The organism is Microcoleus sp. w1-18aA5, assembly GCF_036701705.1.
GTDB lineage: Bacteria > Cyanobacteriota > Cyanobacteriia > Cyanobacteriales > Microcoleaceae > Microcoleus.
The window spans coordinates 31994-53370 of record NZ_JAUPTE010000043.1 but is presented as its reverse complement, the minus strand read 5'-3'; the positions used below and the strand labels follow the sequence as shown (position 1 = coordinate 53370).

At 44.7% G+C, this 21377-nt stretch carries 22 protein-coding genes; 14 read left to right on the top strand and 8 right to left on the bottom strand.

Annotated features, from left to right (window positions below; all coding sequences use genetic code 11):
• Positions 1-61 precede the first annotated feature (61 nt).
• Positions 62-1312, top strand: coding sequence for a calcium-binding protein (locus tag Q5691_RS16895; protein WP_333345763.1), 1251 nt, complete (start codon positions 62-64; stop codon positions 1310-1312).
• Positions 1313-1864: 552 nt separating this feature from the next.
• Here Q5691_RS16895 and Q5691_RS16890 read toward each other — a convergent pair.
• Positions 1865-2557, bottom strand: a complete 693-nt coding sequence (locus Q5691_RS16890; protein ID WP_333345760.1) for a DUF2259 domain-containing protein — start codon at positions 2555-2557, stop codon at positions 1865-1867.
• Between the two features lie 411 nt (positions 2558-2968).
• Between Q5691_RS16890 and clpB the strand changes: the two genes are divergently transcribed.
• The gene (clpB, locus tag Q5691_RS16885; protein ID WP_333309415.1) at positions 2969-5584 is read left to right on the top strand and encodes an ATP-dependent chaperone ClpB; all 2616 of its coding nucleotides are present in this window, start codon (positions 2969-2971) and stop codon (positions 5582-5584) included.
• A gap of 118 nt (positions 5585-5702) precedes the next feature.
• Here the strand turns inward: clpB and Q5691_RS16880 are convergent, their stop codons facing one another.
• Together Q5691_RS16880 and Q5691_RS16875 are read right to left on the bottom strand one after the other, a co-directional pair.
• Complete coding sequence (locus tag Q5691_RS16880; protein WP_096829277.1) at positions 5703-5879, bottom strand: ribbon-helix-helix domain-containing protein; 177 nt, start codon at positions 5877-5879, stop codon at positions 5703-5705.
• A 53-nt stretch (positions 5880-5932) separates the two neighbouring features.
• Positions 5933-6109 (bottom strand): ribbon-helix-helix domain-containing protein, encoded by a 177-nt coding sequence (locus Q5691_RS16875; protein WP_333029546.1) that lies wholly within the window; start codon positions 6107-6109, stop codon positions 5933-5935.
• Between the two features lie 207 nt (positions 6110-6316).
• Between Q5691_RS16875 and Q5691_RS16870 the strand changes: the two genes are divergently transcribed.
• The 3 genes from Q5691_RS16870 (at position 6317) to Q5691_RS16860 (ending at position 8485) form a co-directional block, all read left to right on the top strand.
• Positions 6317-6547, top strand: coding sequence for a hypothetical protein (locus Q5691_RS16870; RefSeq protein WP_333345757.1), 231 nt, complete (start codon positions 6317-6319; stop codon positions 6545-6547).
• 160 nt (positions 6548-6707) lie between these two features.
• Complete coding sequence (locus tag Q5691_RS16865; RefSeq protein WP_333233823.1) at positions 6708-7796, top strand: DUF262 domain-containing protein; 1089 nt, start codon at positions 6708-6710, stop codon at positions 7794-7796.
• Positions 7793-8485, top strand: a complete 693-nt coding sequence (locus Q5691_RS16860; RefSeq protein ID WP_333233822.1) for an MAE_28990/MAE_18760 family HEPN-like nuclease — start codon at positions 7793-7795, stop codon at positions 8483-8485. Before Q5691_RS16865 ends, Q5691_RS16860 begins: the two co-directional genes overlap by 4 nt.
• A 91-nt stretch (positions 8486-8576) precedes the next feature.
• Here the strand turns inward: Q5691_RS16860 and Q5691_RS16855 are convergent, their stop codons facing one another.
• A complete protein-coding gene (locus Q5691_RS16855) occupies positions 8577-9239 on the bottom strand; it encodes a hypothetical protein (protein ID WP_333233821.1) in 663 nt (220 codons plus the stop codon).
• On the opposite strand from Q5691_RS16855, the gene Q5691_RS16850 reads away from it, so the two are divergent.
• The gene (locus Q5691_RS16850) at positions 9238-9426 is read left to right on the top strand and encodes a hypothetical protein (RefSeq protein WP_333233820.1); all 189 of its coding nucleotides are present in this window, start codon (positions 9238-9240) and stop codon (positions 9424-9426) included. The two genes, Q5691_RS16855 and Q5691_RS16850, sit on opposite strands and share 2 nt — an antisense overlap.
• Positions 9427-9477: 51 nt before the next feature.
• Here the strand turns inward: Q5691_RS16850 and Q5691_RS16845 are convergent, their stop codons facing one another.
• Entirely contained in the window at positions 9478-10503 is a 1026-nt protein-coding gene (locus Q5691_RS16845; protein ID WP_333345754.1) for a YihY/virulence factor BrkB family protein, read from the bottom strand.
• Positions 10504-10645: 142 nt separating this feature from the next.
• On the opposite strand from Q5691_RS16845, the gene Q5691_RS16840 reads away from it, so the two are divergent.
• Positions 10646-11278 (top strand): hypothetical protein, encoded by a 633-nt coding sequence (locus Q5691_RS16840; RefSeq protein WP_333345751.1) that lies wholly within the window; start codon positions 10646-10648, stop codon positions 11276-11278.
• A 309-nt stretch (positions 11279-11587) separates the two neighbouring features.
• Complete coding sequence (locus Q5691_RS16835; RefSeq protein ID WP_333309407.1) at positions 11588-12577, top strand: mechanosensitive ion channel family protein; 990 nt, start codon at positions 11588-11590, stop codon at positions 12575-12577.
• A gap of 137 nt (positions 12578-12714) precedes the next feature.
• On the opposite strand, the gene purU is transcribed toward Q5691_RS16835, so the two are convergent.
• From purU to thrC, 3 genes are all read right to left on the bottom strand, one after another.
• Positions 12715-13569, bottom strand: a complete 855-nt coding sequence (gene purU, locus Q5691_RS16830; RefSeq protein WP_333345749.1) for a formyltetrahydrofolate deformylase — start codon at positions 13567-13569, stop codon at positions 12715-12717.
• Between the two features lie 61 nt (positions 13570-13630).
• A complete protein-coding gene (locus tag Q5691_RS16825; protein ID WP_333212732.1) occupies positions 13631-13999 on the bottom strand; it encodes a hypothetical protein in 369 nt (122 codons plus the stop codon).
• Positions 14000-14265: 266 nt separating this feature from the next.
• Complete coding sequence (gene thrC / locus Q5691_RS16820; RefSeq protein ID WP_445304851.1) at positions 14266-15402, bottom strand: threonine synthase; 1137 nt, start codon at positions 15400-15402, stop codon at positions 14266-14268.
• 120 nt (positions 15403-15522) lie between these two features.
• On the opposite strand from thrC, the gene Q5691_RS16815 reads away from it, so the two are divergent.
• From Q5691_RS16815 to Q5691_RS16790, 6 genes are all read left to right on the top strand, one after another.
• On the top strand, positions 15523-15804 hold the full coding sequence (locus tag Q5691_RS16815) for a hypothetical protein (protein WP_333212733.1): 282 nt from the start codon (positions 15523-15525) through the stop codon (positions 15802-15804).
• 257 nt (positions 15805-16061) lie between these two features.
• Positions 16062-17114, top strand: coding sequence for a fatty acid desaturase (locus tag Q5691_RS16810; protein WP_333212735.1), 1053 nt, complete (start codon positions 16062-16064; stop codon positions 17112-17114).
• A gap of 337 nt (positions 17115-17451) precedes the next feature.
• Complete coding sequence (locus Q5691_RS16805; RefSeq protein ID WP_333345746.1) at positions 17452-18954, top strand: AAA family ATPase; 1503 nt, start codon at positions 17452-17454, stop codon at positions 18952-18954.
• Entirely contained in the window at positions 18954-19667 is a 714-nt protein-coding gene (locus Q5691_RS16800) for a ParB N-terminal domain-containing protein (RefSeq protein WP_333212738.1), read from the top strand. The genes Q5691_RS16805 and Q5691_RS16800 overlap by 1 nt, the downstream gene beginning before the upstream one ends.
• A gap of 251 nt (positions 19668-19918) precedes the next feature.
• A complete protein-coding gene (locus Q5691_RS16795; RefSeq protein WP_333212740.1) occupies positions 19919-20053 on the top strand; it encodes a hypothetical protein in 135 nt (44 codons plus the stop codon).
• Positions 20054-20253: 200 nt separating this feature from the next.
• Positions 20254-21348, top strand: a complete 1095-nt coding sequence (locus tag Q5691_RS16790; RefSeq protein ID WP_333345743.1) for a Rho termination factor (modular protein) — start codon at positions 20254-20256, stop codon at positions 21346-21348.
• The last annotated feature ends 29 nt before the right edge of the window (positions 21349-21377 follow it).

Here is a 21377-nt window from a genome sequence, read left to right as displayed (position 1 = left end):
TTAGCAGGCATTCACTTTGTCTGAATATCATTATGTTATATTATACCACTATGCGTTTTAAATGCACAACAGCTTACTTGGGGAGACTAACGATAGTGGCGACATCTTCGTGCGGGACTTGTTGACGAATACCACCACTCGCGTCTCTGTAGACTCAGCAGGTAATCAGGGGAACAAGTATTCCCGCGATCCCTCCATTTCAGCCAATGGGCGGTTTGTGGCATTTGCATCTGAGGCCACAAACCTCGTACCGGGGGACACTAACAATAGCGAGGACATCTTCGTGCGGGACTTGTTGACGAATACCACCACTCGCGTCTCAGTTGACTCAGCAGGCAATCAAACGAAGAGAGGGTACAACTCCTTCGAGCCCAGCGGCTCCTTTGAGCCATCCCTCTCAGCCGACGGGCGGTTGGTGGCATTTTACTCTTCGGCCGCAGACCTTGTGCCGGGGGACACTGGTAATAACATGGACATATTTGTGCGCGACACGCTAGCCAATACCACCACCCGTGTCTCTGTTGACTCAGCAGGCAATCAGGCGAACAATTACTCCCTCAGCCCCTCCATCTCAGCCGACGGGCGGTTTGTGGCATTTCATTCAGATGCCTCCAACCTCGTGCCGGGGGATACTAACAATCGGTTCGACATCTTCGTGCGGGACTTGTTGACAAATACCACCACCCGTGTCTCTGTTGACTCAGCAGGCAATCAGGCGAACAATTCCTCCCTCAGCCCCTCCATCTCTGCAGATGGGCGGAGAGTAGCGTTTGATTCAGAGGCTTCCAACCTCGTGCCGGGAGATACTAACAATACCCGCGATGTCTTTGTTTCTGACACCGCCAACACTCCAGGCAATAACCCTCTTGATAGCAACATCAACGGCACTCCCGGCAACGACATCCTGTTTGGCACCAGCGGCAACGACATCATCAACGGTTTGGAAGGGAATGACGTACTCACCGGTTTGCGGGGCAACGATATCCTTGTCGGGGGCGACGGCAGCGATATCCTGAATGGTGGCAAAGGTTTTGACACTCTCAATGGCGGTTTGGGAAACGATATTCTAGTCGGCGGCGGGGGCAACGATGTCTTTGTTTTAGGTGCCGGGTTGGGAGTGGATACGATCGTTGATTTCGCCAATTCTCAAGATACCGTGCAATTAATCAATGGCTTGACCTTCGGACAGCTATCAATTTCGCCGGGAACTGACGGCACCTTAATTACAGTAGCCAGCAGCGGTGAAGTTTTAGCTTCTTTGATAGGTGTTGCTCCCAATCTCATCGGTTCTGAAGATTTCATCTCGGTCTAGAGATAGTAAAGTGGTCATTTGTGAAATCACTTTTACTCAGTGAACCTAATTAAAATTGGCGAACAATCCTTGGCATTAATAGGCACAGTTCTTGCAGTTTTGTAACCTACTTTTACCACTTTCTTTACAAGAAAGGAACAGCGAATTGAGCAAAAATCAATTTTTATGAGAAGCCCAAAAATGGTTTGTGCCGATCGAGAAACAGTCTCTGTGATCCGCAACAACCCCGTCAATCTGTCTTGTGCGAGCCTCCGCCGCCCCTTTTACCGTCGTTGGAGCGTGTAATCGAACAGTTTTTGAAATATTGTTGACTGTTGACTGTGAGTCAAAAAAATGAAAATTGCGCGAATTATTTGTTCGCAGCTTGATTCGACTTTACGCCCGACGAGGAAACCCGGATTTGATATCAATTATCACAATAAAGAATAATTAACAACCCGACCCGGACTGACGCACAGACTCTATCTGTAGCTGCGCGGTGTGCACCTTACATATCGGGGTTCTGCGTAAGTTTTTATAATTCCCAGGTCAAAACCTGGGAATATAGCAAGTCTAAAGAACAAAGCCTTGTACAACAGTAGTTTTCAAGACTCCTTCAAAAGTGCGTTCTGTCTTGTCCACCAGCACAACTACATTGCGCCCGTTCGGAGACAAACGAACTTCTCGGATTGAATAAGAGAACACCCAATCTTGAAAATTGTTCAGCGTTCCGAGGACACGCTGCCGACCGTTATGATTAATTACAAGACGCATGGCCGCGCTTTCTTTGCCAGCAGAAGCATTTTTTTGCCGCTGTTCCAGGCGAATCTGTAAAGGCTTTGCTCTATTGACTTGGACGGCAACTGTCTCGCTTCCATTGGCTCCGGGAGTACGAGAAATAATGTTCAGTTTAGTTCCAGCTTGAGGAGGAGTTAACTTCAAACTTTGCCTGCTATTCCAACTTTTTTTCAGCAAGTCATCTTCGGCAATTTTAGTGCTTTTATTGGAGTCTGGCTCGCCATATTTAGTTTGGATACACCCATTTTTGATGCAGGAATTTGCAGCAACTTGGACAATTTGCAATTTTGCTTTGGGAATTCCCGCTCCTGTATCTCTGGAACTTTCTAGATACAAGTAGTAATTGCTGTCGGCGGAAAAACCCGACATCCGGTGTGCGGCACGCCAGGTACTTGCCAAAGCTTCAGGGGCTAGTGCGATCGCGGCACTTGCTATAATACCTAACGAAATTAAAGGTAAAATTTTCATAGCTATATTTTCCATGTGTGAGAGTTATAGCGGCTGTTATTGATGAGTAAAACAATAACGCTTTGGGTTTAGCTATAGGACTGTGGCGCTTCTCAAGTCCTCTCTCCTATTTACATGAGTGTTTCTCCATTTTCCGCAGCAGGAGACTGTTTAAGAAGGTGCCGTTTTTTCAAGTGGCACTAGAAAGCATTTTTAATGTGAGAGTTGCTCTTATCCAAGAGTCCAACTTTTAGGGGCGACAGTTTGCTTTTCCTTGCGAGAGACTGCTACACAGGACGGAAATACCTATCTCAAGATAGGGGAACACCGATCCGCCCCCCCCTCCGCAACTGCCTACAATGACAATTGTACGGGGAATTAAGCAATTGCCTCTACAGCAATCATCATTTTTAATGCAGGGAATTAAAATTTATGCAACCGAATAATCCAAACCAATTTACCGAAAAAGCCTGGGAAGCCCTCGCCCGCACCCCCGAAATCGTCAAAGCAGCCCAGCAGCAGCAGCTAGAAAGCGAACACTTGATGAAAGCTTTGCTGGAACAAGAATCGGGACTTGCTAGCAGCTTGTTTAACAAAGCGGGAGTTTCTGTAGCAAAATTGCGCGATCGCACTGATGAGTTTATCAGTCGTCAGCCCAAAATCACTGGAAGCGGCGGCAACGTTTATCTAGGTCGTTCTCTCGACACTTTGCTCGATCGCGCCGAAACTTATCGCAAAGACTACGGCGATGAATTTATTTCGATCGAGCATTTGATACTAGGTTACGTTAAGGACGATCGCTTTGGCAAAAATTTACTACAAGAATTTAAACTAGATGAAGCCAAGCTCAAAGATATCATTACCCAAGTCCGAGGGAAGAACAAAGTGACCGATCAAAATCCAGAAGGCAAATACGAAGCGCTGGAAAAATACGGCCGAGATTTGACTGAAGCTGCGCGTCAAGGCAAACTCGATCCGGTAATCGGACGGGATGACGAAATCCGTCGCACGATTCAAATTTTGAGCCGTCGTACCAAGAATAACCCGGTATTGATTGGGGAACCGGGAGTCGGCAAAACTGCGATCGCCGAAGGACTAGCCCAGCGAATTATCACCGGAGATGTGCCGCAATCTCTCAAAGACAGACAATTAATTAGCCTAGATATGGGCGCGTTAATTGCTGGTGCAAAATTCCGGGGAGAATTTGAAGAACGCTTGAAAGCGGTGCTCAAAGAAGTGATGGACAGCAACGGCAAAGTCATCTTATTTATCGATGAAATTCACACCGTTGTCGGGGCCGGTGCAACTCAAGGATCGATGGATGCCGGCAACTTACTTAAACCCATGTTAGCGAGGGGAGAATTGCGCTGTATCGGCGCTACCACTCTCGACGAATACCGCAAGTATCTCGAAAAAGATGCGGCACTAGAACGTCGTTTTCAACAAGTTTATGTTGACCAACCAACAGTTGAAGATACTGTCTCGATTTTGCGGGGCTTGAAAGAACGCTACGAAGTTCACCACGGCGTTAAAATTTCCGACAGCGCCCTAGTGGCGGCCGCTACTTTGTCTACTCGATATATTAGCGATCGCTTCCTGCCAGACAAAGCCATTGATTTAGTGGACGAAGCAGCAGCTAAACTCAAAATGGAGATTACCTCCAAGCCGGAAGAACTAGATGAAATCGATCGCCGGATTTTGCAGCTAGAAATGGAAAGACTGTCGCTGCAAAAAGAAAGCAATGCGGCTTCGATCGAACGCTTGGAAAGACTGGAAAAAGACTTAGCCAACCTCAAGGAACAGCAAAGCGCTTTGAATGCCCAGTGGCAATCGGAAAAAGGTGTCATCGGCAGCATTCAAAAGATTAAAGAACAGATTGATAAGGTGAATATTGAAATTCAGCAAGCTGAATTAAAATATGACCTGAACCGTGCTGCTGAGTTGAAATATAGCAAGTTAACGGAATTACAAAAACAACTGCAAGAAGCTGAATCTCAACTTTCAGCAACTCAAACCACAGGTAAAACTTTGCTGCGGGAAGAAGTCACGGAAGGTGACATTGCGGAGATTATTTCCAAGTGGACGGGAATTCCGATTAGCAAGTTGGTTGAATCGGAAATGCAGAAACTTCTGCACTTGGAAGATGAACTGCACAAGCGGGTAATTGGACAGGATGAAGCAGTGACGGCGGTTGCAGATGCAATTCAACGATCGCGCGCAGGTTTAGCAGATCCAAATCGTCCGGTTGCGAGTTTTATCTTCCTCGGCCCCACGGGTGTTGGCAAAACCGAGTTAGCCAAAGCATTAGCGGCTTATCTGTTCGACACGGAAGAAGCGATCGTGCGAATTGATATGTCGGAATACATGGAGAAACACGCGGTTTCGCGGTTAATTGGTGCGCCTCCGGGATACGTTGGCTACGATGAAGGTGGACAATTAACTGAGGCTGTGCGCCGCCGCCCTTACTCCGTGATTCTATTCGATGAAATCGAGAAAGCGCACCCGGATGTATTCAACATCATGCTGCAAATTCTGGATGACGGCCGCGTTACCGATGCTCAAGGTCACACAGTAGACTTTAAGAATTCTGTGATTATTATGACATCGAATGTCGGCTCTCAATACATCTTAGATGTGGCGGGAGATAACGAACAAATGCGGAGTCGGGTGATGGAAGCGATGCGGGGAACTTTCCGCCCAGAATTCTTGAACCGGATTGATGAGATGATTATCTTCCACGGTTTGAGTAAGGCCGAACTGCGGCAGATTGTGCTGTTGCAAGTTAAGCGCTTGGAAAAACGGTTAGCCGATCGCAAAATGTCTCTGAAATTGTCGGAATCTGCGATCGATTTCTTAGCAGAAATTGGTTACGATCCGGTTTACGGTGCGCGCCCTCTGAAGCGGGGAATTCAACGCGAGTTGGAAACGCAAATGGCGAAGGGTATTTTGCGGGGAGATTTTGCTGACGGCGATACCATTTTTGTGGATATCGAGAATGAAAGGTTGGCGTTTAAGCGGCTGCCGGCACAATTGGTGACTGCGAAATAATTTGAGTAGGGTGGGCTGCGGCCCACCTTATTTTTTTGAGGCGGTGGTTCTTTTTTTTTACCGCAGATGTAGGCGGATGGACGCGGATGGACGCGGATGGGATTGCGGGCGATCGTTCTTAAGGGCGATCGCTTTCTGATTTATCTTTTTTCTGTTCTTGGCGTTCTCGAACAGATTTCGTCAGCAGGTACGTTGCCAAACTGCTAACGGATCTGCTGTCTTCTTCTGCCCATTCTTCGAGAGCTTTTTGAATCTCTTCTGGCAAATATGCGGTAACTCGTCCCCGTGAAGCCATTCGTTGTACTGCAAAACATTTCAACAAACTCCATCTTACGCCGTGGTCATCGCTTAAGGGCGATCGCTTTCTGATTCTTCCTTTTTCTGCTCTTGGCGCTCTCTGACTGCTTTAGCTGCCACATGGGATAGCAGGTTTGCAAGGGTTCTATCTTCTTCTTCAGCCCATTCGGACAAGGCTTGATGAACGTCTTCTGGCAGGGTAACTGTGACTCGCATTCGTGAAGGCATGGGCTGGCATGGTTTTACTTCAATTGTCTTCAATTTTACACTCCAACACCATTTGATATATTTTTGTGTCATTTGATGTCAATGGCATCAAATTATGCTATTAGTGTATATAAGGCTCAGGCCTTAAAACGTCAGAAGCCAGCCCCTTACTGTCCAAGGTTCCGGGCTGGCTCTGGCTCCAAAAATATCAATGGAGTGTATTCAATTATGACTTATAAAGACCGCTTGTGTTGTTGGGCGATCGCCCGTCTGTTACCGACTCAGCAATGGATTATTGTTGCCCGCTTCCGCAGTCGTTCAGATGCAGACGGGCATTTTCAGTTTTTGCGACAAACTATACCCCACGTTAAGTTTGAGGTTGTGTTCGATTCCAGTGGGGAAAGTCACCGTTTATCCGCGACCTGCCGCCCTTCCAATTCCGTCACCAGCGCGTTATAAAGGGTAATTTTCGCGGCAACTTCGGTTAACTAAAGATGTGCGATCGTACTTTTTTTGATAAGTGCGATCGCTTTTACGAAGTAAGTCCCAAATTTTCATGGTAAAATCATAGTACCGATAAGTCTATTCACTCGACAATATCCGATTATTATTTAAGAATATGCGATCGAAACTAGAAATTACCGAGCAACACAAAAAGGTTGATGCTGCGGAAGCCGAAATCCGCGACAAGCAGCAGCTAGTTAATTACGATACCAAAGAGTATCCAGTCGAAATACTCGTTCAAAAATATATGGAAGGAAAGGATGATGATACCAATGAGTTGTTCATCCCCGACTACCAACGTGAAATGGCTTGGGATGACGCAAGGCAGTCAAAGTTTATTGAGTCTATAATTTTGGGTCTGCCAATACCTTATATTTTTGTTGCTGACATCCATGAGGACGAAAACGATGAAGCCCGTTTAGAAATAATAGATGGTACACAACGCATTCGGACTCTAACTAGATTTATCAATAACGAATTAACATTGACAGATTTAAAGAAAATACAGAGTTTAAATGGATTTAAGTTTGCTGATTTGTCCCTAGCCCGTCAGAGGCGCTTCAACCGCACTACACTTCGGATGATTCAACTAACTGAAAGTGCAAATGAGGAAGTGCGAAGAGATTTATTTGAACGCATTAATACAGGTAGCGTCGAGCTAAACGAGATGGAAAAGCGCAGAGGCATACAGCCCGGCCAGTTTCTCGAACTGATTGAGGAACTATCGAAACATGACAAGTTCCGCAAATTATGCGCTTTTTCTGAGTCTGCTATTCGCAGACGCGAACCGCAAGAATTTGTGTTGCGTTTTTTTGCATTTTTAAATAACTATGAGAAGTTTAATAGTAAGATAAACATATTCCTTGATGAGTATCTGAAGCAAGTAAATGCAGATCCGAAATTCGATCGCGAAAAAATGCGGGCAGAATTCGAGTCAATGCTAAATTTTGTAGAAAAATATTTTCCTCAAGGATTTCGCCAAGGTAAAAATGGCGCAAGAACAACAACTCGGATTAAATTCGAGTCTTTGGCTGTCGGTGTTGCTTTTGCTTTGAGAGAAACCAGCAATCTTGAGCCAAAGTCAACAGAATTGCTCAATTCACAAGATTTTAAGAATTACACAAAATCTGATGCTAGCAGTTCTAAAAAGAAAGTAGCTTCACGCATTGAATATGTCCGCGATCGACTGCTAGGCCAAAAATGAATACTGTACTCTTAGATTTCAATACACGCGCCCAAGAGGTAGATGATTACTTCATATTTTTAGAGAACTTAATCAAACAAACCACTAAGTTAGCTGTCGCCGATAGTGCTGGACAATATCAAATACAAAGTCTTAATCCTGAGTTGGCAAAAACTCTAAAAGCCAATGGCTTGTTGTTATTGTATAACTTAGTTGAATCCACTATGCGAAATGCCATTGTAGCCATATTTGATGAGTTAAAAAATCAAGCAATCTCCTTCGATCAACTCAAACCAAAAATCAAAATGATTGTTCTTCAAAATCTTAAAAACCGTTCTCCTGAGAAAATTCATTTAGAAATTAATCAAATATCTACAGACATCATCATAGCTACATTTGACGGCAAAAAACTATTTTCAGGGAATGTGGATGCTAGGTTAATTAAAGAAATAGCCGAAAAATACGGTTTTTCATATCAAACAGACTTTGCTAAGACAAAGAACGGGGAAAACCTTGTAGATATTAAAGACAAAAGGAACGACTTAGCCCACGGAGATAAGTCTTTTAAGGAAGTGGGGCAAGGTAAGACTATTGAGGATCTTTTAGAGATTAAGGAGGAAGTCATAGAATATCTACGTCAAATACTGCAGAATATTAAAATTTATCTTGACAATCAAGAGTATTTGGAAGTAACTACAGGTAATCCTTAATTTTAGGCTAAGAAACCGGGTTTCTCGGATGATTTAGGTAGGGTGGCGAGATATCTCGGAAGAAACCCGGTTTCTGGGAATGATGTGAAGGCTACTTCCGCACCATCACAGACTTAATTACAGCATTCGGGTGATACTTATTAGTCTGATAAAATCCCCCTTTACCAGCCCCGTAAACCCCCCCAAATTGTTTCCCATCAGCCTTGGGAACAAACATAATGTTTCTAGTGGGTTGCTTGGCAAATACAACCCCTTCTCTCATTTCATTATCCACGTTATAAGATAAAGTAGCCTTGCCGTAAATGGCCTCAGCTTGTTTCAAAGTCATTCCCGGCCCCACGCCCTGAACTGTTTTATAATTAGAATTCTCAGTCATTAAAAGTTCAATGACATCGGTATCTTTCAGCTTTGTCCCCGCAGCGTAGATAATCCGATATTGCACTTTTCCCGATCGACTAACTGCCACAGAATCAAAGTCTACCATAAAAGGAGACTCTACCTTAAACTGCGCCGTGGAACCCAGAGCCTTTTTCAATTGTCCGAAAGTCATCCCCACCTTCGCCGCTCCAATTGTGCGATCGGAAATTGTTAAACTTGCAGCAGGTGTTTTTTGAGCAGCATTTGCCGTTTCCCCCAACTTATTTGCACCCCCAGGCGCAACAGCGGAACCCGGAACCGAAATTAAGGTGAGGTAACTGCCGATCGCCAGCAAAGCAGCTATCATTGATCCAGACAAAACTTTAACATTCAACATGACTAATTCTCCTAGATTTCAAATGCGACTATCTACCCGCATCTTTTTGACTATCCTGACCCTCACCCTCCTAGTTTGGATTCTCAGAGGTGTTGGGATATTGACATTCATTCCCGGTGGTGTCATTTGGATACTGATTTTACTGTCTTTTGTGGCGGGTATTCTCAGCACTTTACTTCGTCGGTAAACCAGCATCCGGCAAATACCAAATAAGAATTAACAATTAAAACTTAACAAATTATTTTAATTTTGATTGTTTCATTGCCTTTCCCACTGTCACATTGAACTGAGCGCCGATCAGCATCACCAAAGAAGACAGATCGAGCCACAGCAGCAACACAATAAAAGTTCCGATCGTGCCGTAAGTCCAACTGTAATTGCCCAAGTGCAAAACATAAAACCGAAATAAAGCTGAAAATAGCGCCCACAAAATAGCAGCAAAAACAGCTCCCGACAAAATAGGAATATCTGGTTGACGGCGGCTAGGCCCGTAGCGGTAAATAAAGGCAAAAGCGAGTGATACAATTCCCAAAGAAATCGGCCACCGCCACAGCCGCCAAACACCTAACAGTTGCGACTCCAAAGGGCAATTGTCGGTGAGGAGCAAGCAATTTTGGACATCTTTTAAATCGCAATTGGCGACGGACTCCAGCAGGCAACTTTGGCGGGCAATAGCTTGTACAATTAAGTCGCTGACAAAGACTACTCCCGATGCCAGAATCAATAGTATAATTGTGCCGATACTCAGCGCCAGAGAAATAAGTTTTGCTTTCCAAAATGGTCGAGTTCGATCGCTGGGGATGTCATGAATGCGATCGAGTGCAGCCATCGCCGCGCTCATTACTCCAGAAAATGCCCAAATCGCCCCAAGAAAGCTCACCGAAAACAGCCCTTTACTGCGAGTTAACAGAATTTCTTTGATTAAGCCGCCAATCAACTTCCGCACGTCATCGGGTATAATTTCGCCCAAAAGACGGGCGATTTGATACAGTGTTGACTGCAAAGGTTCAAAGAGGGCGATCGCAGATAAGATAGCCAACAGCCCCGGAAACAGCGCCAGCATAGAATTGTAGGCCATTTCCGCAGATAGCCCCGGTAAGCGCTGTTCTCCTGCCTTCGCGGCGACTTCCTTGAGTGTGCCCCAAGTCAAACACCTACAAAACAGCCAAAAACCCCCAAATTTCCGTTTGAGAGCTCGAAGCAGCCTCAAAAATGCCTTAAACAAAGCTAAAATCAGGTAGCGCAACCAGTAAAAAATGTTCATAGCGCACAGGCAAGGGGGCGAAAGATGAGGTACACAAGTCGTTAATTAGTTAAGCCATTATCAACTCGCAATTGCCAATTCCCAATTCCCAATCTAAAATCTAAAATCTAAAATCTAAAATCTAAACTCTAAAATCAATATTATGGCTCAGGATGTCAGACAGTGGTTAGATGAAATCAAGCGGCTGCAACAGCAGTTAACAGAAGTTTCGCGCGATCGCGATGAGGCAGGTGAAAGTGCTGCTCAGTGGCGCCAACTCTACAATACTGAAGCTGAGCAGCGGCGGAATGATGCTAAATTAACTCAGCAAAGCATCGCTTCTCTGGAAGCACAAATAGAGCAATTACAAAATTTTTCCCCCATTGCACCCGAAGGCGACGATGCTGGAGTTGCTCGCCAGCAGGAAGTCGAACAACTGCAAACAGTAGGCGAACTTAAAGCTAAGTTAGCAGAAGTTCTTCAAGAGCGCGATCGGGCGATCGAACAAGTTAAACAACTCACTCAAGCCCTCAAACAAGAAGAAGCCCGTCACGCCGAAACTAGCAAAAATTTAACTAGCGCCCTCGGAGATGCTGTTGACTTGCTCACGAAAGCCCAAAATCCTGCCCCTGCAAAAACGGAGACAGTATATTCTTTAGAAATAGTACCTACTCGCACTGCAAATCCTGGCGAAACTGCTCTGGAAATCCGCCAAACTTCCGCCCCAGGCAAAAATTCCGCCCAACTTCCACCTTCTAAAAATCAGTTACTCGATCTACCGCCCTTTGGGAATTAGGAGTTACAAATTCAGGAATTTTCGGCATGGCCAGTCTCCTTAGCAGGTGGGATTTAGTCAGCAATGCGTTGTTTTTGCCTTAACTGCAATTAGGCTGCATTAATCTATCAGCTTTTTTATTATTCCGCATCTACGGATAATCTACTAATTGATGTAACTGTACTATATCCCAACCTATAATCCGCATTCAAAATTTTGAGGACTGCCAAAAAATCTTCCTCGCGTCGTACTCACCTACAGTCTTTAGATAGAACTTAATCGAGCTAAATTTTACTACTATCGACAACGATTGATGCGCGAGGAAACTTCATGAGGGCAGAGATATCCCTAGTCTGGAAAAAGATTCAGAGCATGATCGACGGCTTTCTGATCGTGCTGCCTAATATTGTGCTGGCGTTAATTGTCTTTGCAATTTTTTATTTTGTGGGTCGGCAAATTAAGAGAGTGGTCAGGCGAGTTACCCGCAAGCACCACCAAGCTCGAAATTTGGGGCTGGTGTTAGGACGGTTAGCTCAGAGTCTGATCGTTCTAGTTGGTCTATTTATTTCTCTTTCGATTATAATTCCCACATTGAAAGCTGGCGATTTGGTGCAACTGCTGGGAATTAGCGGGGTGGCAATTGGTTTTGCCTTTCGCGAGATATTGCAAAACTTCTTAGCAGGTATCCTAATTCTGTTGACGGAACCGTTCCGAATCGATGACCAAATTGTGTTTAAAAACTTTGAGGGAACGGTAGAAAATATTGAGACGCGCGCTACAACAATCCAAACCTATGATGGTCGGCGGATTGTCATTCCTAATGCCGAATTGTTTACGAATACGGTGACTGTGAATACTGCTTTCGATAAACGCCGCATGGAATACGATATTAGTATTGGTTACGGCGACGATATTGACCAGGCTAAGCAGTTAATCCTGGAAGCATTGCACAGCCTGAAGGAGGTTTTGAAAGCTCCTGCACCCGATGTACTGGCGATGGATCTAGGAGAAAGTACGGTCAATATCCGCGTTCGGTGGTGGATTGCTCCGCCGCGCCGAATTGACGATCTGCGATCGCGCGACAAGGTAATTTGTGCTATTAAAAAAAAGCTATATGTGGAAAACGGCCTCGATTTGCCTTATCCCACGCGCAACATCTTGTTGTACGATCAAACCGAAGAAACCGATGGCGATCACTCCCAGCAACGTGAAGGATGGCCAGTAGACAAAGGTAAAGTTCCGAAACCTCGTCGTATTAGTAACTCTGTGCGAAAACTGACGCAAGGGCGATCGCAACAAGACGGCAACAGAAAATCTTAACAGCATCACCAGTCATGCCAAATGTCAAGCTGAGCAAACTTTGGGAGTCGCTGCACTTGGCTCGTGCAACCGGAATTGATCTCACTCGCCGAGGGATTAAATGAGTAACAAACCAGGATTGATATCAGGCATAACTTTCAAGCAAAAACCACTGTTCGATTGCCATAAACTAAAACACGATTTTGTAAATGATATCGCACCGCTCTTGCTAACACAACCCTTTCTAAATCTTTACCTTTGCGAACCAAATCAGACACTTCATCGCGGTGACTGACGCGCACAACATCTTGTTCGATAATCGGGCCAGCATCTAAATCTGGTGTAACATAGTGGGCTGTTGCACCGATAATTTTTACCCCTCTTTCATAAGCCCTTTCGTAGGGATTTGCACCCACAAACGCGGGTAAAAATGAATGGTGAATATTAATCACATTGGGAAATTTTCTGATAAAGTCTTGACTCAAGATTTGCATATATTTAGCCAAAACTACTAAATTAATCTTATACTTATTAAGAATTTCTAACTGTTGTGCTTCTTGAATAGCTTTATTATCTTTAGTAATGGGAATATACTCAAAGTCGATACCGTATTGTGCGGCAATGGGCTTTAAATTTTCATGGTTGCTGATAATCAGCGGAATTTCACCTCTGATTTCTTGCGCTCGCTGTCGCCAAATCAAGTCTAATAAACAGTGATCTTGACGGCTTACCCAGATTGCGATGCGTCGATTTTTATGAGAGAAATGCAATTGCCAATTGGCTTGTAAGTCCTTAGCAATTTCACTAAAAGCAGGTGTTATTTGTTCGGTGGTTAAGTCAAAATCATCTAATTGCCATTCGAGTCGGCTCAGAAATAATCCGGCGGTAAAATCCGTATGGTGATCTGCGTGGATGATATTGCCGTTGTGGGACGCGATAAAATTGGCAAGTAAGGCGACGAGTCCTTTGCGATCGGGACAGGCAATTAACAGGGTTGCAGTAGGTTTGGTCATCGTAGAATGGTTAAAGTATATCGATCTGCTGAATACCGCATCTTTACCTATTTAGATCGAGCTAACTGCTGGCAGTATCTTCATCCAAATTATCGAGACGTTTTTGCAGCCCATCGCGAATATAGCGAATGCGCTCTTTATGAGGTTCCATCCCCAAAAATCGATTGTATGTTTTCAGTGCCTCTTGCCAATTCTTGAGTGATTCCTGTCTCTCAGATAATTTTTCTTGCACATCACCCAGACTCATCAGCGCACTAGCTTTGCATTTGAGAGCCCTGGTATCATCCGGTTGAATAAGTAAAGCAGCATCGAAGGCAGCGATCGCATCAAAGTAAGACTGTTTTGCCGTCTCAAATTCACCTTGCTCTTCTTGTAAACCACCTAGATTTCCCTGCATAATCCCTTTGGCGACAGGATCATAATTATTCATGATTATCATTCAATGCAATAAATTAAACATAATTATAAACTGCGATCGAATCAAAAGCCGTAAAATCTATCTTGCGTTTTATCTTCTTTAATCGGTATCAATCCGAAATCGTTTCTGACTGCGGGGATTGGTTAGTAAATTTTCGGTTCCTCGTCCTTAGAATCTGCCCATTCTCGTTCCCAGGCAGAGCCTGGGAACCAGTTATATCCGACTTAAAAAACCCCAGAGGATACAAAGAACATTACCGAAAACTGCCAACTAACTTATTAAAATCCCATCGCCCCAGCTACTGCATCCAAAGTCGGAGCAATGCCACTTTTAAATTGATTGTTGCTGTGATTAATGGCGGTATCCGGGTCTTTCAAACCGTTACCAGTTAGCACGCAAACCACCGTCGCCCCAGTCGGAACTTGGTCTTTTACCTTCAGCAAACCGGCCACAGAAGCTGCACTTGCTGGTTCGCAGAAAATTCCTTCCTGTGATGCTAACAAACGGTAAGCGTCGAGAATTTCGGCGTCGGTGACTGCGGCAAAACTGCCGCGGCTGGCTTCGGAAGCTGCGATCGCCTGTTTCCAGCTAGCGGGGTTGCCGATCCGAATTGCTGTCGCCAGGGTTTCTGGGTGCGATACCGGTGAGCCCGTTACCAACGGCGCAGCTCCGGCTGCTTGAAATCCCATCATCTGCGGCAAGCGCGAACATTTTTTGGCTTGGTGGTATTGACAAAAGCCCATCCAGTATGCTGTGATGTTTCCCGCATTTCCCACCGGAATGCACAGCCAGTCGGGCGCATCGCCCAAAGCGTCCACCACTTCAAAAGCTCCGGTTTTCTGACCTTCCAAGCGGTAAGGATTGACGGAGTTGACCAATGTCACGGGGTAGTTAACAGCCATTTCGCGGACAATTTCTAAAGCTCGATCGAAATTTCCGCCAATCGAAATGACTTCCGCACCGTAAAGCAAAGCTTGCGCCAGCTTGCCCAAAGCCACGTAACCTTCGGGAATCAACACGAAAGCTCGCATCCCCCCGCGTCTGGCGTAGGCGGCGGCGGCGGCCGAAGTATTGCCGGTACTGGCGCAAATTACTGCCTCGGCACCAGCTTCCTTTGCCTTGGAAATCGCCATTGTCATCCCCCGGTCTTTGAAACTACCAGTGGGGTTGAGGCCGTCGTATTTGACCAGGACGCGCACGTCTCGACCGATGAGAGATGCGATCGCAGGTGCTGGAATCAGGGGAGTATTGCCTTCTTGGAGGGTTACTACCGGCGTGGTTTCCGTCACCGGCAGGTAGGGGCGATAAGCTTCGATCAAGCCGGGCCAGCCGTAGCGTTTCGGCTCGGCTGCGCGGGCAGCGGAGTTAGCAGCGGAGTTAGCAACAGAGTCAGTAGCAGGTAGAATCAGGGTCACGATGTCAATGGTTTTAGGCAATGGCCAAAGAATTTACACTAATTTTAGCTCGATCGGTTAATTTGATGTTTAATACGATCGGTTCAGGTTAAAGTAACTTAATGGTGTGAATGTGTAGATATGTCTACTCAATTACTAATGTCAAATAATTCATCCACTCTTTCTCGGCCTCAAGTCACCGCGAGCAACCCCGAAATGGCTAGTTCTTCTACCCTATCGACCACTTTTGCCCGCAAAGTAGATTTGGTGAAGTGCCCCTACCAAGCAGATCAGCAAGTCAAGTTCCTGCACTTGCAAGCAGAAATCGAATCCTTGCTGCTGGAAGTGCAAAGCCTCAAACAGCAACGCTCGATCGCTGGCTTGCGGGAGATCGACCCCATTGCGGGCAGCAACAGCAATTAGCAGACAACAGTCGCTAATGCTAATTGTCCTGCCCCTGTGTTATAAAAACAAAGGTTTTGCTACCCGCAGTGTTTTTTGCCGAAAGTGCTAGAAATTCCTAACTGCGGATAGCGATCGCTAGCTTTTGCTAAAACGCGCTTGCCTACAGCTCAACTCGTCTGCTGCTTGCTGGCAACGAGCTGACATTTTACGGCGCTTTTTTATTGCGCTAATTTGTTAAGCCATCCTCATGGCATACGGAGAATCGAAATCAGTTTATGACAGCATCGATCGAAAAACCACTAAATTTGACATCCGCAAGTGACACTTCCAACCTGCGCCTCAAAGATATTCTCAAAACCCTGCCGCGGGAAGTATTCGTCAAAAACCCCCGCAAAGCTTGGACAAAAGTAATTGTCAACGTTCTTTTAGTTGCTGTCGGTTACTGGGGCATAGCAGTCTCTCCTTGGTTTCTACTACCCCTAATGTGGATTTTCACAGGCACCGGATTAACCGGTTTTTTTGTGATCGGTCACGACTGCGGTCATCGGTCATTTGCTAACCGCCGCTGGGTAAACGATTTAGTCGGACATCTCGCATTTTTGCCGTTAATTTTTCCGTTTCACGCATGGCGGCACGGGCACAATTACCACCACAAGCACACCAATAAACTTGGCGAGGATAATGCTTGGCACCCGATGACAGCAGCAGACTACGCTGCTGCGCCCAAGGCTTTACAAATAGCTTATAGTTTAATATTTGGTCCAATGTGGTGGATCGGCTCGATCGCCCACTGGGCCAAAGTACACTTTATGTGGTGGCGGTTCAAAGGTCAACAGAAACAAGAACAAGTGCGGTTTTCAGTTTTTGTCGTTTTAATCGGTGCTGCGATCGGATTCCCGATTTTAATTGCAACCACAGGCATTTGGGGATTTGTCAAATTTTGGTTGATGCCCTGGCTGGTTTACCATTTCTGGATGAGCACTTTTACGATCGTCCACCACACAGCACCAGATATTTCATTTAAAGAACCCGAAGAATGGAACGAAGCCCAAGCGCAACTGTCGGGAACAGTTCACTGCGATTATCCCCGCTGGGTAGAGTTTCTGTGCCACGACATTAACGTCCACGTTCCCCACCACCTTTCGACTGCTATTCCCTGGTACAACTTGCGCCTCGCCCACAGCAGCTTAAAGGAAAATTGGCAAGATCATCTCTACGAAACAAAATTTTCTTGGTCTTTAATGAAGCGGATTGCCGACAACTGTCACTTGTACAATCCCGCTGGTGGCTATCAAACATTGCAGGAATTTAACGCTAAAACAAAGTAAGTTTTAAACGCGATAAATGCCAGAAAAACCCGGTTTGTCAAACACAACCGGGTTTTTCGATATTACAATCCGTAGCGTTTGTAAGGGGAGGAATGCGTCAATACGGTTCAGTTAAAACTATTTATTCCTAGGAGATCCCCCTAAATCCCCCTGATTGTTGGGGGACTTTGAGTAAGTTCTTGTCCCCCCCTTTTTAAGGGGGGCTAGGGGGGATCGAGCTTAACTGAACCGTATTGAGGAATGCGTACCCTACTGTCAATATCACAATCCGTACCATTATTAAATCAGTCATTCCCAATCTAAAATCTAAAATCTAAAATCTAAAATCTAAAATCGAATGACTTTCAATCCCAATAACTGTCGCAACGAAAGTGAAGTAGAAAGCAAACTCATTGTCAGCTATCTGCTACCAAAACTAGGCTATACGCCCGACACTTGGCACCAAGAAATAGCATTTGGGAATATCCGTCTCGACTTCCTCTCATTTGCCACCCAAGTTATCCCCATAGTAGTCGATGCAGACTCACCGATGAGTGTAGTTATGGAGGCTAAACATCCGAAGGAAAATTTAGACCGCCACCTGCGAAAACTCACTCGCTATTTAACAAGTTTGAGCATCCGCTATGGTCTCATAACTAACGGTAAAGAAATTAGAATTTACCAAAGAGTTGCCGATGATATTCAGCTAGTCTTTAAGTGTGCTGGAAAAGACCTTGAAAAGAGAATTGATGAAATTATCGCTTTAATTGGCAGAGATCGTTTAAAATTTATAAAAAATCCCGATAATCTCGAACTGGAAGATAGTAAAATTAACTTAGTTAGTCCTGAGTTAATTAGCGAAGTCCCAGTACAGCCCAACAATCCCGCCACCGAAGAACCTGAGACAAGTCAAATCTCTGAACCGGAACAAATACCTGAAAAATATCCAGTTAAGCCTCAAGTTAAATCCGATGTAACCGTTCCCCAAAAAAGGCAAAATAGTATGAAAATCATTGCAGTTTACCATAACAAAGGTGGCGTTGGCAAAACTACAACTGTCGTCAATTTAGCTGCTGCGCTGAGCAAGAAAGGTAAAAGAGTCTTGGTAATAGACTTAGACAGTCAAGCCAATACAACCTTTGCCACAGGTTTAGTTAAATTTGAGGATGAAGAACAAGACGATTTGAAAGATAATAATATTCTTCAAGTTTTGCAATCAGAAGACTTTTTCTCGATTGCACAAGTAGCTCGCAAGTCTAATTTTTGCCATCCCGAAATTGATGTAGTTCCTTCCCACATCGATTTAATGCAATATGAAACGGAGCTCAATCAACTAGATTACAGCCGAATGATTTTAATTCAGAAACTAGCAGAAGTACAGGAAAACTATGATATTGTACTGATCGATACGCCACCCTCGTTGAATTTTTATGCTAGAGTTGCCCTAATTGCGGCGGATTATTTAATTATTCCTTCGGACTTAAAACCTTTTGCAAATCAAGGACTGATTAATGTCAAGGATTTTATTAAAAAAGTCAACGGATTCAAAAAACAAATTAGCAAGAAACCTCTAGAAGTTTTAGGCGTACTTGCTTGCAAAATCTCAACTAATGCTAAATTTGTACAGTACAGTTTGCCCAAGCGGAGGGAGGCAATTCCCAAACGCTACGGCTTTGAAATCATGGACAGCGTAATTTACGAGAGAGACGATTTAGCAAAGTGTGCAGAACAATTTCAAATCGTGGGAAATATGGAAATCGCCGATCCGATTTCAGTGCTAGACTTTAAGCCTGATTCCATCGCATCCCAAGAATTTGAAATGCTAGCAATAGAAGTTTTGGAAAAAATAGGTAAAAACTAATGAAAAAATTATCTCCGTCACTGGTTGCAGTTAAAAAAATTACATCCGCAGTTCCCCGTTCCAATTTTGCAGAGTCTGATTTGGACAAATTAGCGCGACTGATTTTAGAGTCAGGAGGATTGATTAATCCGATAATTGTCCGCCGAAACGGTATGGATGCTTACGAAATAGTAGACGGAGACTTTGAATACTATGCGGCGGCGAGAGCAAAGGAAATAGAACCTCAAAAAGGGGAGACAATCGGAGCATTCATCCTGGAAGAAGAAAATGAAGAACTTCTCCTCGAACAACTTGAAATTCTCAGAAAAACCGCAAGCACTGACAATAAATTTGTAAGTGAGGTGCCTCAACATTCCTCCAGCTTTGAACAGCGACTGACAAATATTGAAAATAGATTGGAAAACAGAATTAATGAATTAAAAGCCGAGTATACGCGGGAAAAACAGGCGTTGATAGAGAGGGTTAAAGATGTTGAAAGTCGGATTCCCAAACCTGTTCCGCTGTTGGAAGCACTCAACACTCAAGATAAATTTAAATTGGCTACAAATTTGAAAAATGCTGGCATAAAAGCTCAAACAATAGAACAAATCATCAAAGAGCGAGGTTTGCAGCAGTTTGCATCTTTTGAAAATGTGTTGGAACGCATGAAAGGTAAAGGGTTAGGCGAGAAAACAATGATTAAGCTTATTGACAAGTGGCAAAAATATTTATAAGCTTTCAGCCATCTCAATTGCATTTTTGGGGCGCTGACAACCCGCCCGACAAAAGTTGAAAAACCCGATATGACTCGGCGGTTAAAACCCATCCTACACAAACTTCCGTCCCTCTCGGTTGAGACTAAAGAATAAGGACGATATTAAAGCTGGCTTTCGTATAAATCGAAATTGCGATCGTAATTCGCAACGTCAGCCCGATCGCCCTGATGCCAAAAAAAGTAAAAAAGTAAAGATGAGTAAAGCAGTGTATGCTTGGTGTCCCGCAGGCAGTTAAACTCATCACAGTCGCTTTTTTAGGAATTGCAGTAACTTTTGCCGATCGGGCTGTCACCGCACAGCCAGCCGCACAGTTACAGCAGCAACGGCATATCTCCCCCAGATAACCGAGTTCGATCGCAGACTTGGAAGACTCAGCCCAAGAAACCCTTTAACTTACGACGGTCTGGGTAAGGTGTTTGTCTCGCACCTTACAATTTGAGTTCTTGGGTTAGTCCTGCATCCCTTAAAACGCCGGCTGTAAAGTGCAAACATACATAAATACCTACACAGCAGATTTTAATGACAAAAGGGGACTTGTAACAAGATGGATCGATCGTCCGATCAAAACCGAATAGTTGAATATTTGCGGATTAAGCCCATTAGTCACAGTCAGATTTACACTTCCCAAATAGCAGTACCAGAGCCTCAGCGGGGCGAAATTCCTCGCGAACGTCGCGAAGCTCTCAGGAGAAGTCTGATCGAGCAAGGCAGCAACTTAATTCCTTTAATTGTACGCCCTACCGAAGCTTACAGCAACGAAGAAGAATATGAAGTGGTCTGCGGCTCAGATTGGTGTATTGTTGCTAAAGAACTTGGCATCGAGCAAATGTGGGCCTGGGTATTTGAAATGACCGACGAGGAGGTCGCTGTTGCTCAAGCTGAAATGGAACATTTAGCTCCGCAACCGACTCCTAAAACGGCACAAATTGAGACTCTACTGCAACAATTTGAGCTATCATTTCAAAAAAAGATAGATAGTCTAACAAAACAAATAGAACAATCTGTTAAAAAAAATGAAGACCTGCTAAAAAAGCACGTAAAAGCTCTAACTGAGCAGAACTTTGAGCGTAATCAAATAGAACAGATTAAGCATTTGCTCGAACAAGTAGAAAAAGCATTTCATGAAAAGGTAGATAAAATGGCTAAAAAAATTGAACAATCGAGCAGCAACCGTCCGCCAACATCGGTTGTTATTTCTGAGGTAAATCTTGAAGGTGCTTTGAGACAGTTGGATGAACTGGAAAAACTGCTATCAATAAAATTAGAACGCACAGTCGAAACAATTAATCAGTTTGTTTCCGACGCCATTGAAGAAGTAGAAAATGACCTGAAAAATCAAATCAAAACGCTCCGCCACCAACTGGGAGCCACAGCTACGCACTCAGAAATACAGCCCGATGCACCGCCGAAGAAGCAGTCAAAAACGCAGCCGAAGAAGCAGTCGAAAGCACAGCAGAAACCTCAGTTACCGCAGTTGCAGTTGGAGTTGCCGTTTCCGTCCCCGTCCCCAGAGGATGACTACGAAAGTCTTTCGCTGAGACGCTTGAAGGCGATCGGCAAAGACAGGAAAGTGCGGGGCTACGCGCGCATGAAACGACCGGAAGTTCTGGCGGCTCTCAGACAAACTGACGGTCAATAAAACGATAATTGCTAATAGTTAAAGACTAA

Excerpts from the sequence above, each read along its gene's own strand:
- Q5691_RS16895 (WP_333345763.1), top strand. The coding sequence starts at position 62 with ATGCACAACAGCTTACTTGGGGAGACTAACGATAGTGGCGACATCTTC.
- Q5691_RS16890 (WP_333345760.1), bottom strand. The coding sequence starts at position 2,557 with ATGAAAATTTTACCTTTAATTTCGTTAGGTATTATAGCAAGTGCCGCG.
- clpB (WP_333309415.1), top strand. The coding sequence starts at position 2,969 with ATGCAACCGAATAATCCAAACCAATTTACCGAAAAAGCCTGGGAAGCC.
- Q5691_RS16880 (WP_096829277.1), bottom strand. The coding sequence starts at position 5,879 with ATGGCTTCACGGGGACGAGTTACCGCATATTTGCCAGAAGAGATTCAA.
- Q5691_RS16875 (WP_333029546.1), bottom strand. The coding sequence starts at position 6,109 with ATGCCTTCACGAATGCGAGTCACAGTTACCCTGCCAGAAGACGTTCAT.
- Q5691_RS16870 (WP_333345757.1), top strand. The coding sequence starts at position 6,317 with ATGACTTATAAAGACCGCTTGTGTTGTTGGGCGATCGCCCGTCTGTTA.
- Q5691_RS16865 (WP_333233823.1), top strand. The coding sequence starts at position 6,708 with ATGCGATCGAAACTAGAAATTACCGAGCAACACAAAAAGGTTGATGCT.
- Q5691_RS16860 (WP_333233822.1), top strand. The coding sequence starts at position 7,793 with ATGAATACTGTACTCTTAGATTTCAATACACGCGCCCAAGAGGTAGAT.
- Q5691_RS16850 (WP_333233820.1), top strand. The coding sequence starts at position 9,238 with ATGACTAATTCTCCTAGATTTCAAATGCGACTATCTACCCGCATCTTT.
- Q5691_RS16855 (WP_333233821.1), bottom strand. The coding sequence starts at position 9,239 with ATGTTGAATGTTAAAGTTTTGTCTGGATCAATGATAGCTGCTTTGCTG.
- Q5691_RS16845 (WP_333345754.1), bottom strand. The coding sequence starts at position 10,503 with ATGAACATTTTTTACTGGTTGCGCTACCTGATTTTAGCTTTGTTTAAG.
- Q5691_RS16840 (WP_333345751.1), top strand. The coding sequence starts at position 10,646 with ATGGCTCAGGATGTCAGACAGTGGTTAGATGAAATCAAGCGGCTGCAA.
- Q5691_RS16835 (WP_333309407.1), top strand. The coding sequence starts at position 11,588 with ATGAGGGCAGAGATATCCCTAGTCTGGAAAAAGATTCAGAGCATGATC.
- purU (WP_333345749.1), bottom strand. The coding sequence starts at position 13,569 with ATGACCAAACCTACTGCAACCCTGTTAATTGCCTGTCCCGATCGCAAA.
- Q5691_RS16825 (WP_333212732.1), bottom strand. The coding sequence starts at position 13,999 with ATGAATAATTATGATCCTGTCGCCAAAGGGATTATGCAGGGAAATCTA.
- Q5691_RS16815 (WP_333212733.1), top strand. The coding sequence starts at position 15,523 with ATGTCTACTCAATTACTAATGTCAAATAATTCATCCACTCTTTCTCGG.
- Q5691_RS16810 (WP_333212735.1), top strand. The coding sequence starts at position 16,062 with ATGACAGCATCGATCGAAAAACCACTAAATTTGACATCCGCAAGTGAC.
- Q5691_RS16805 (WP_333345746.1), top strand. The coding sequence starts at position 17,452 with ATGACTTTCAATCCCAATAACTGTCGCAACGAAAGTGAAGTAGAAAGC.
- Q5691_RS16800 (WP_333212738.1), top strand. The coding sequence starts at position 18,954 with ATGAAAAAATTATCTCCGTCACTGGTTGCAGTTAAAAAAATTACATCC.
- Q5691_RS16795 (WP_333212740.1), top strand. The coding sequence starts at position 19,919 with ATGCTTGGTGTCCCGCAGGCAGTTAAACTCATCACAGTCGCTTTTTTA.
- Q5691_RS16790 (WP_333345743.1), top strand. The coding sequence starts at position 20,254 with ATGGATCGATCGTCCGATCAAAACCGAATAGTTGAATATTTGCGGATT.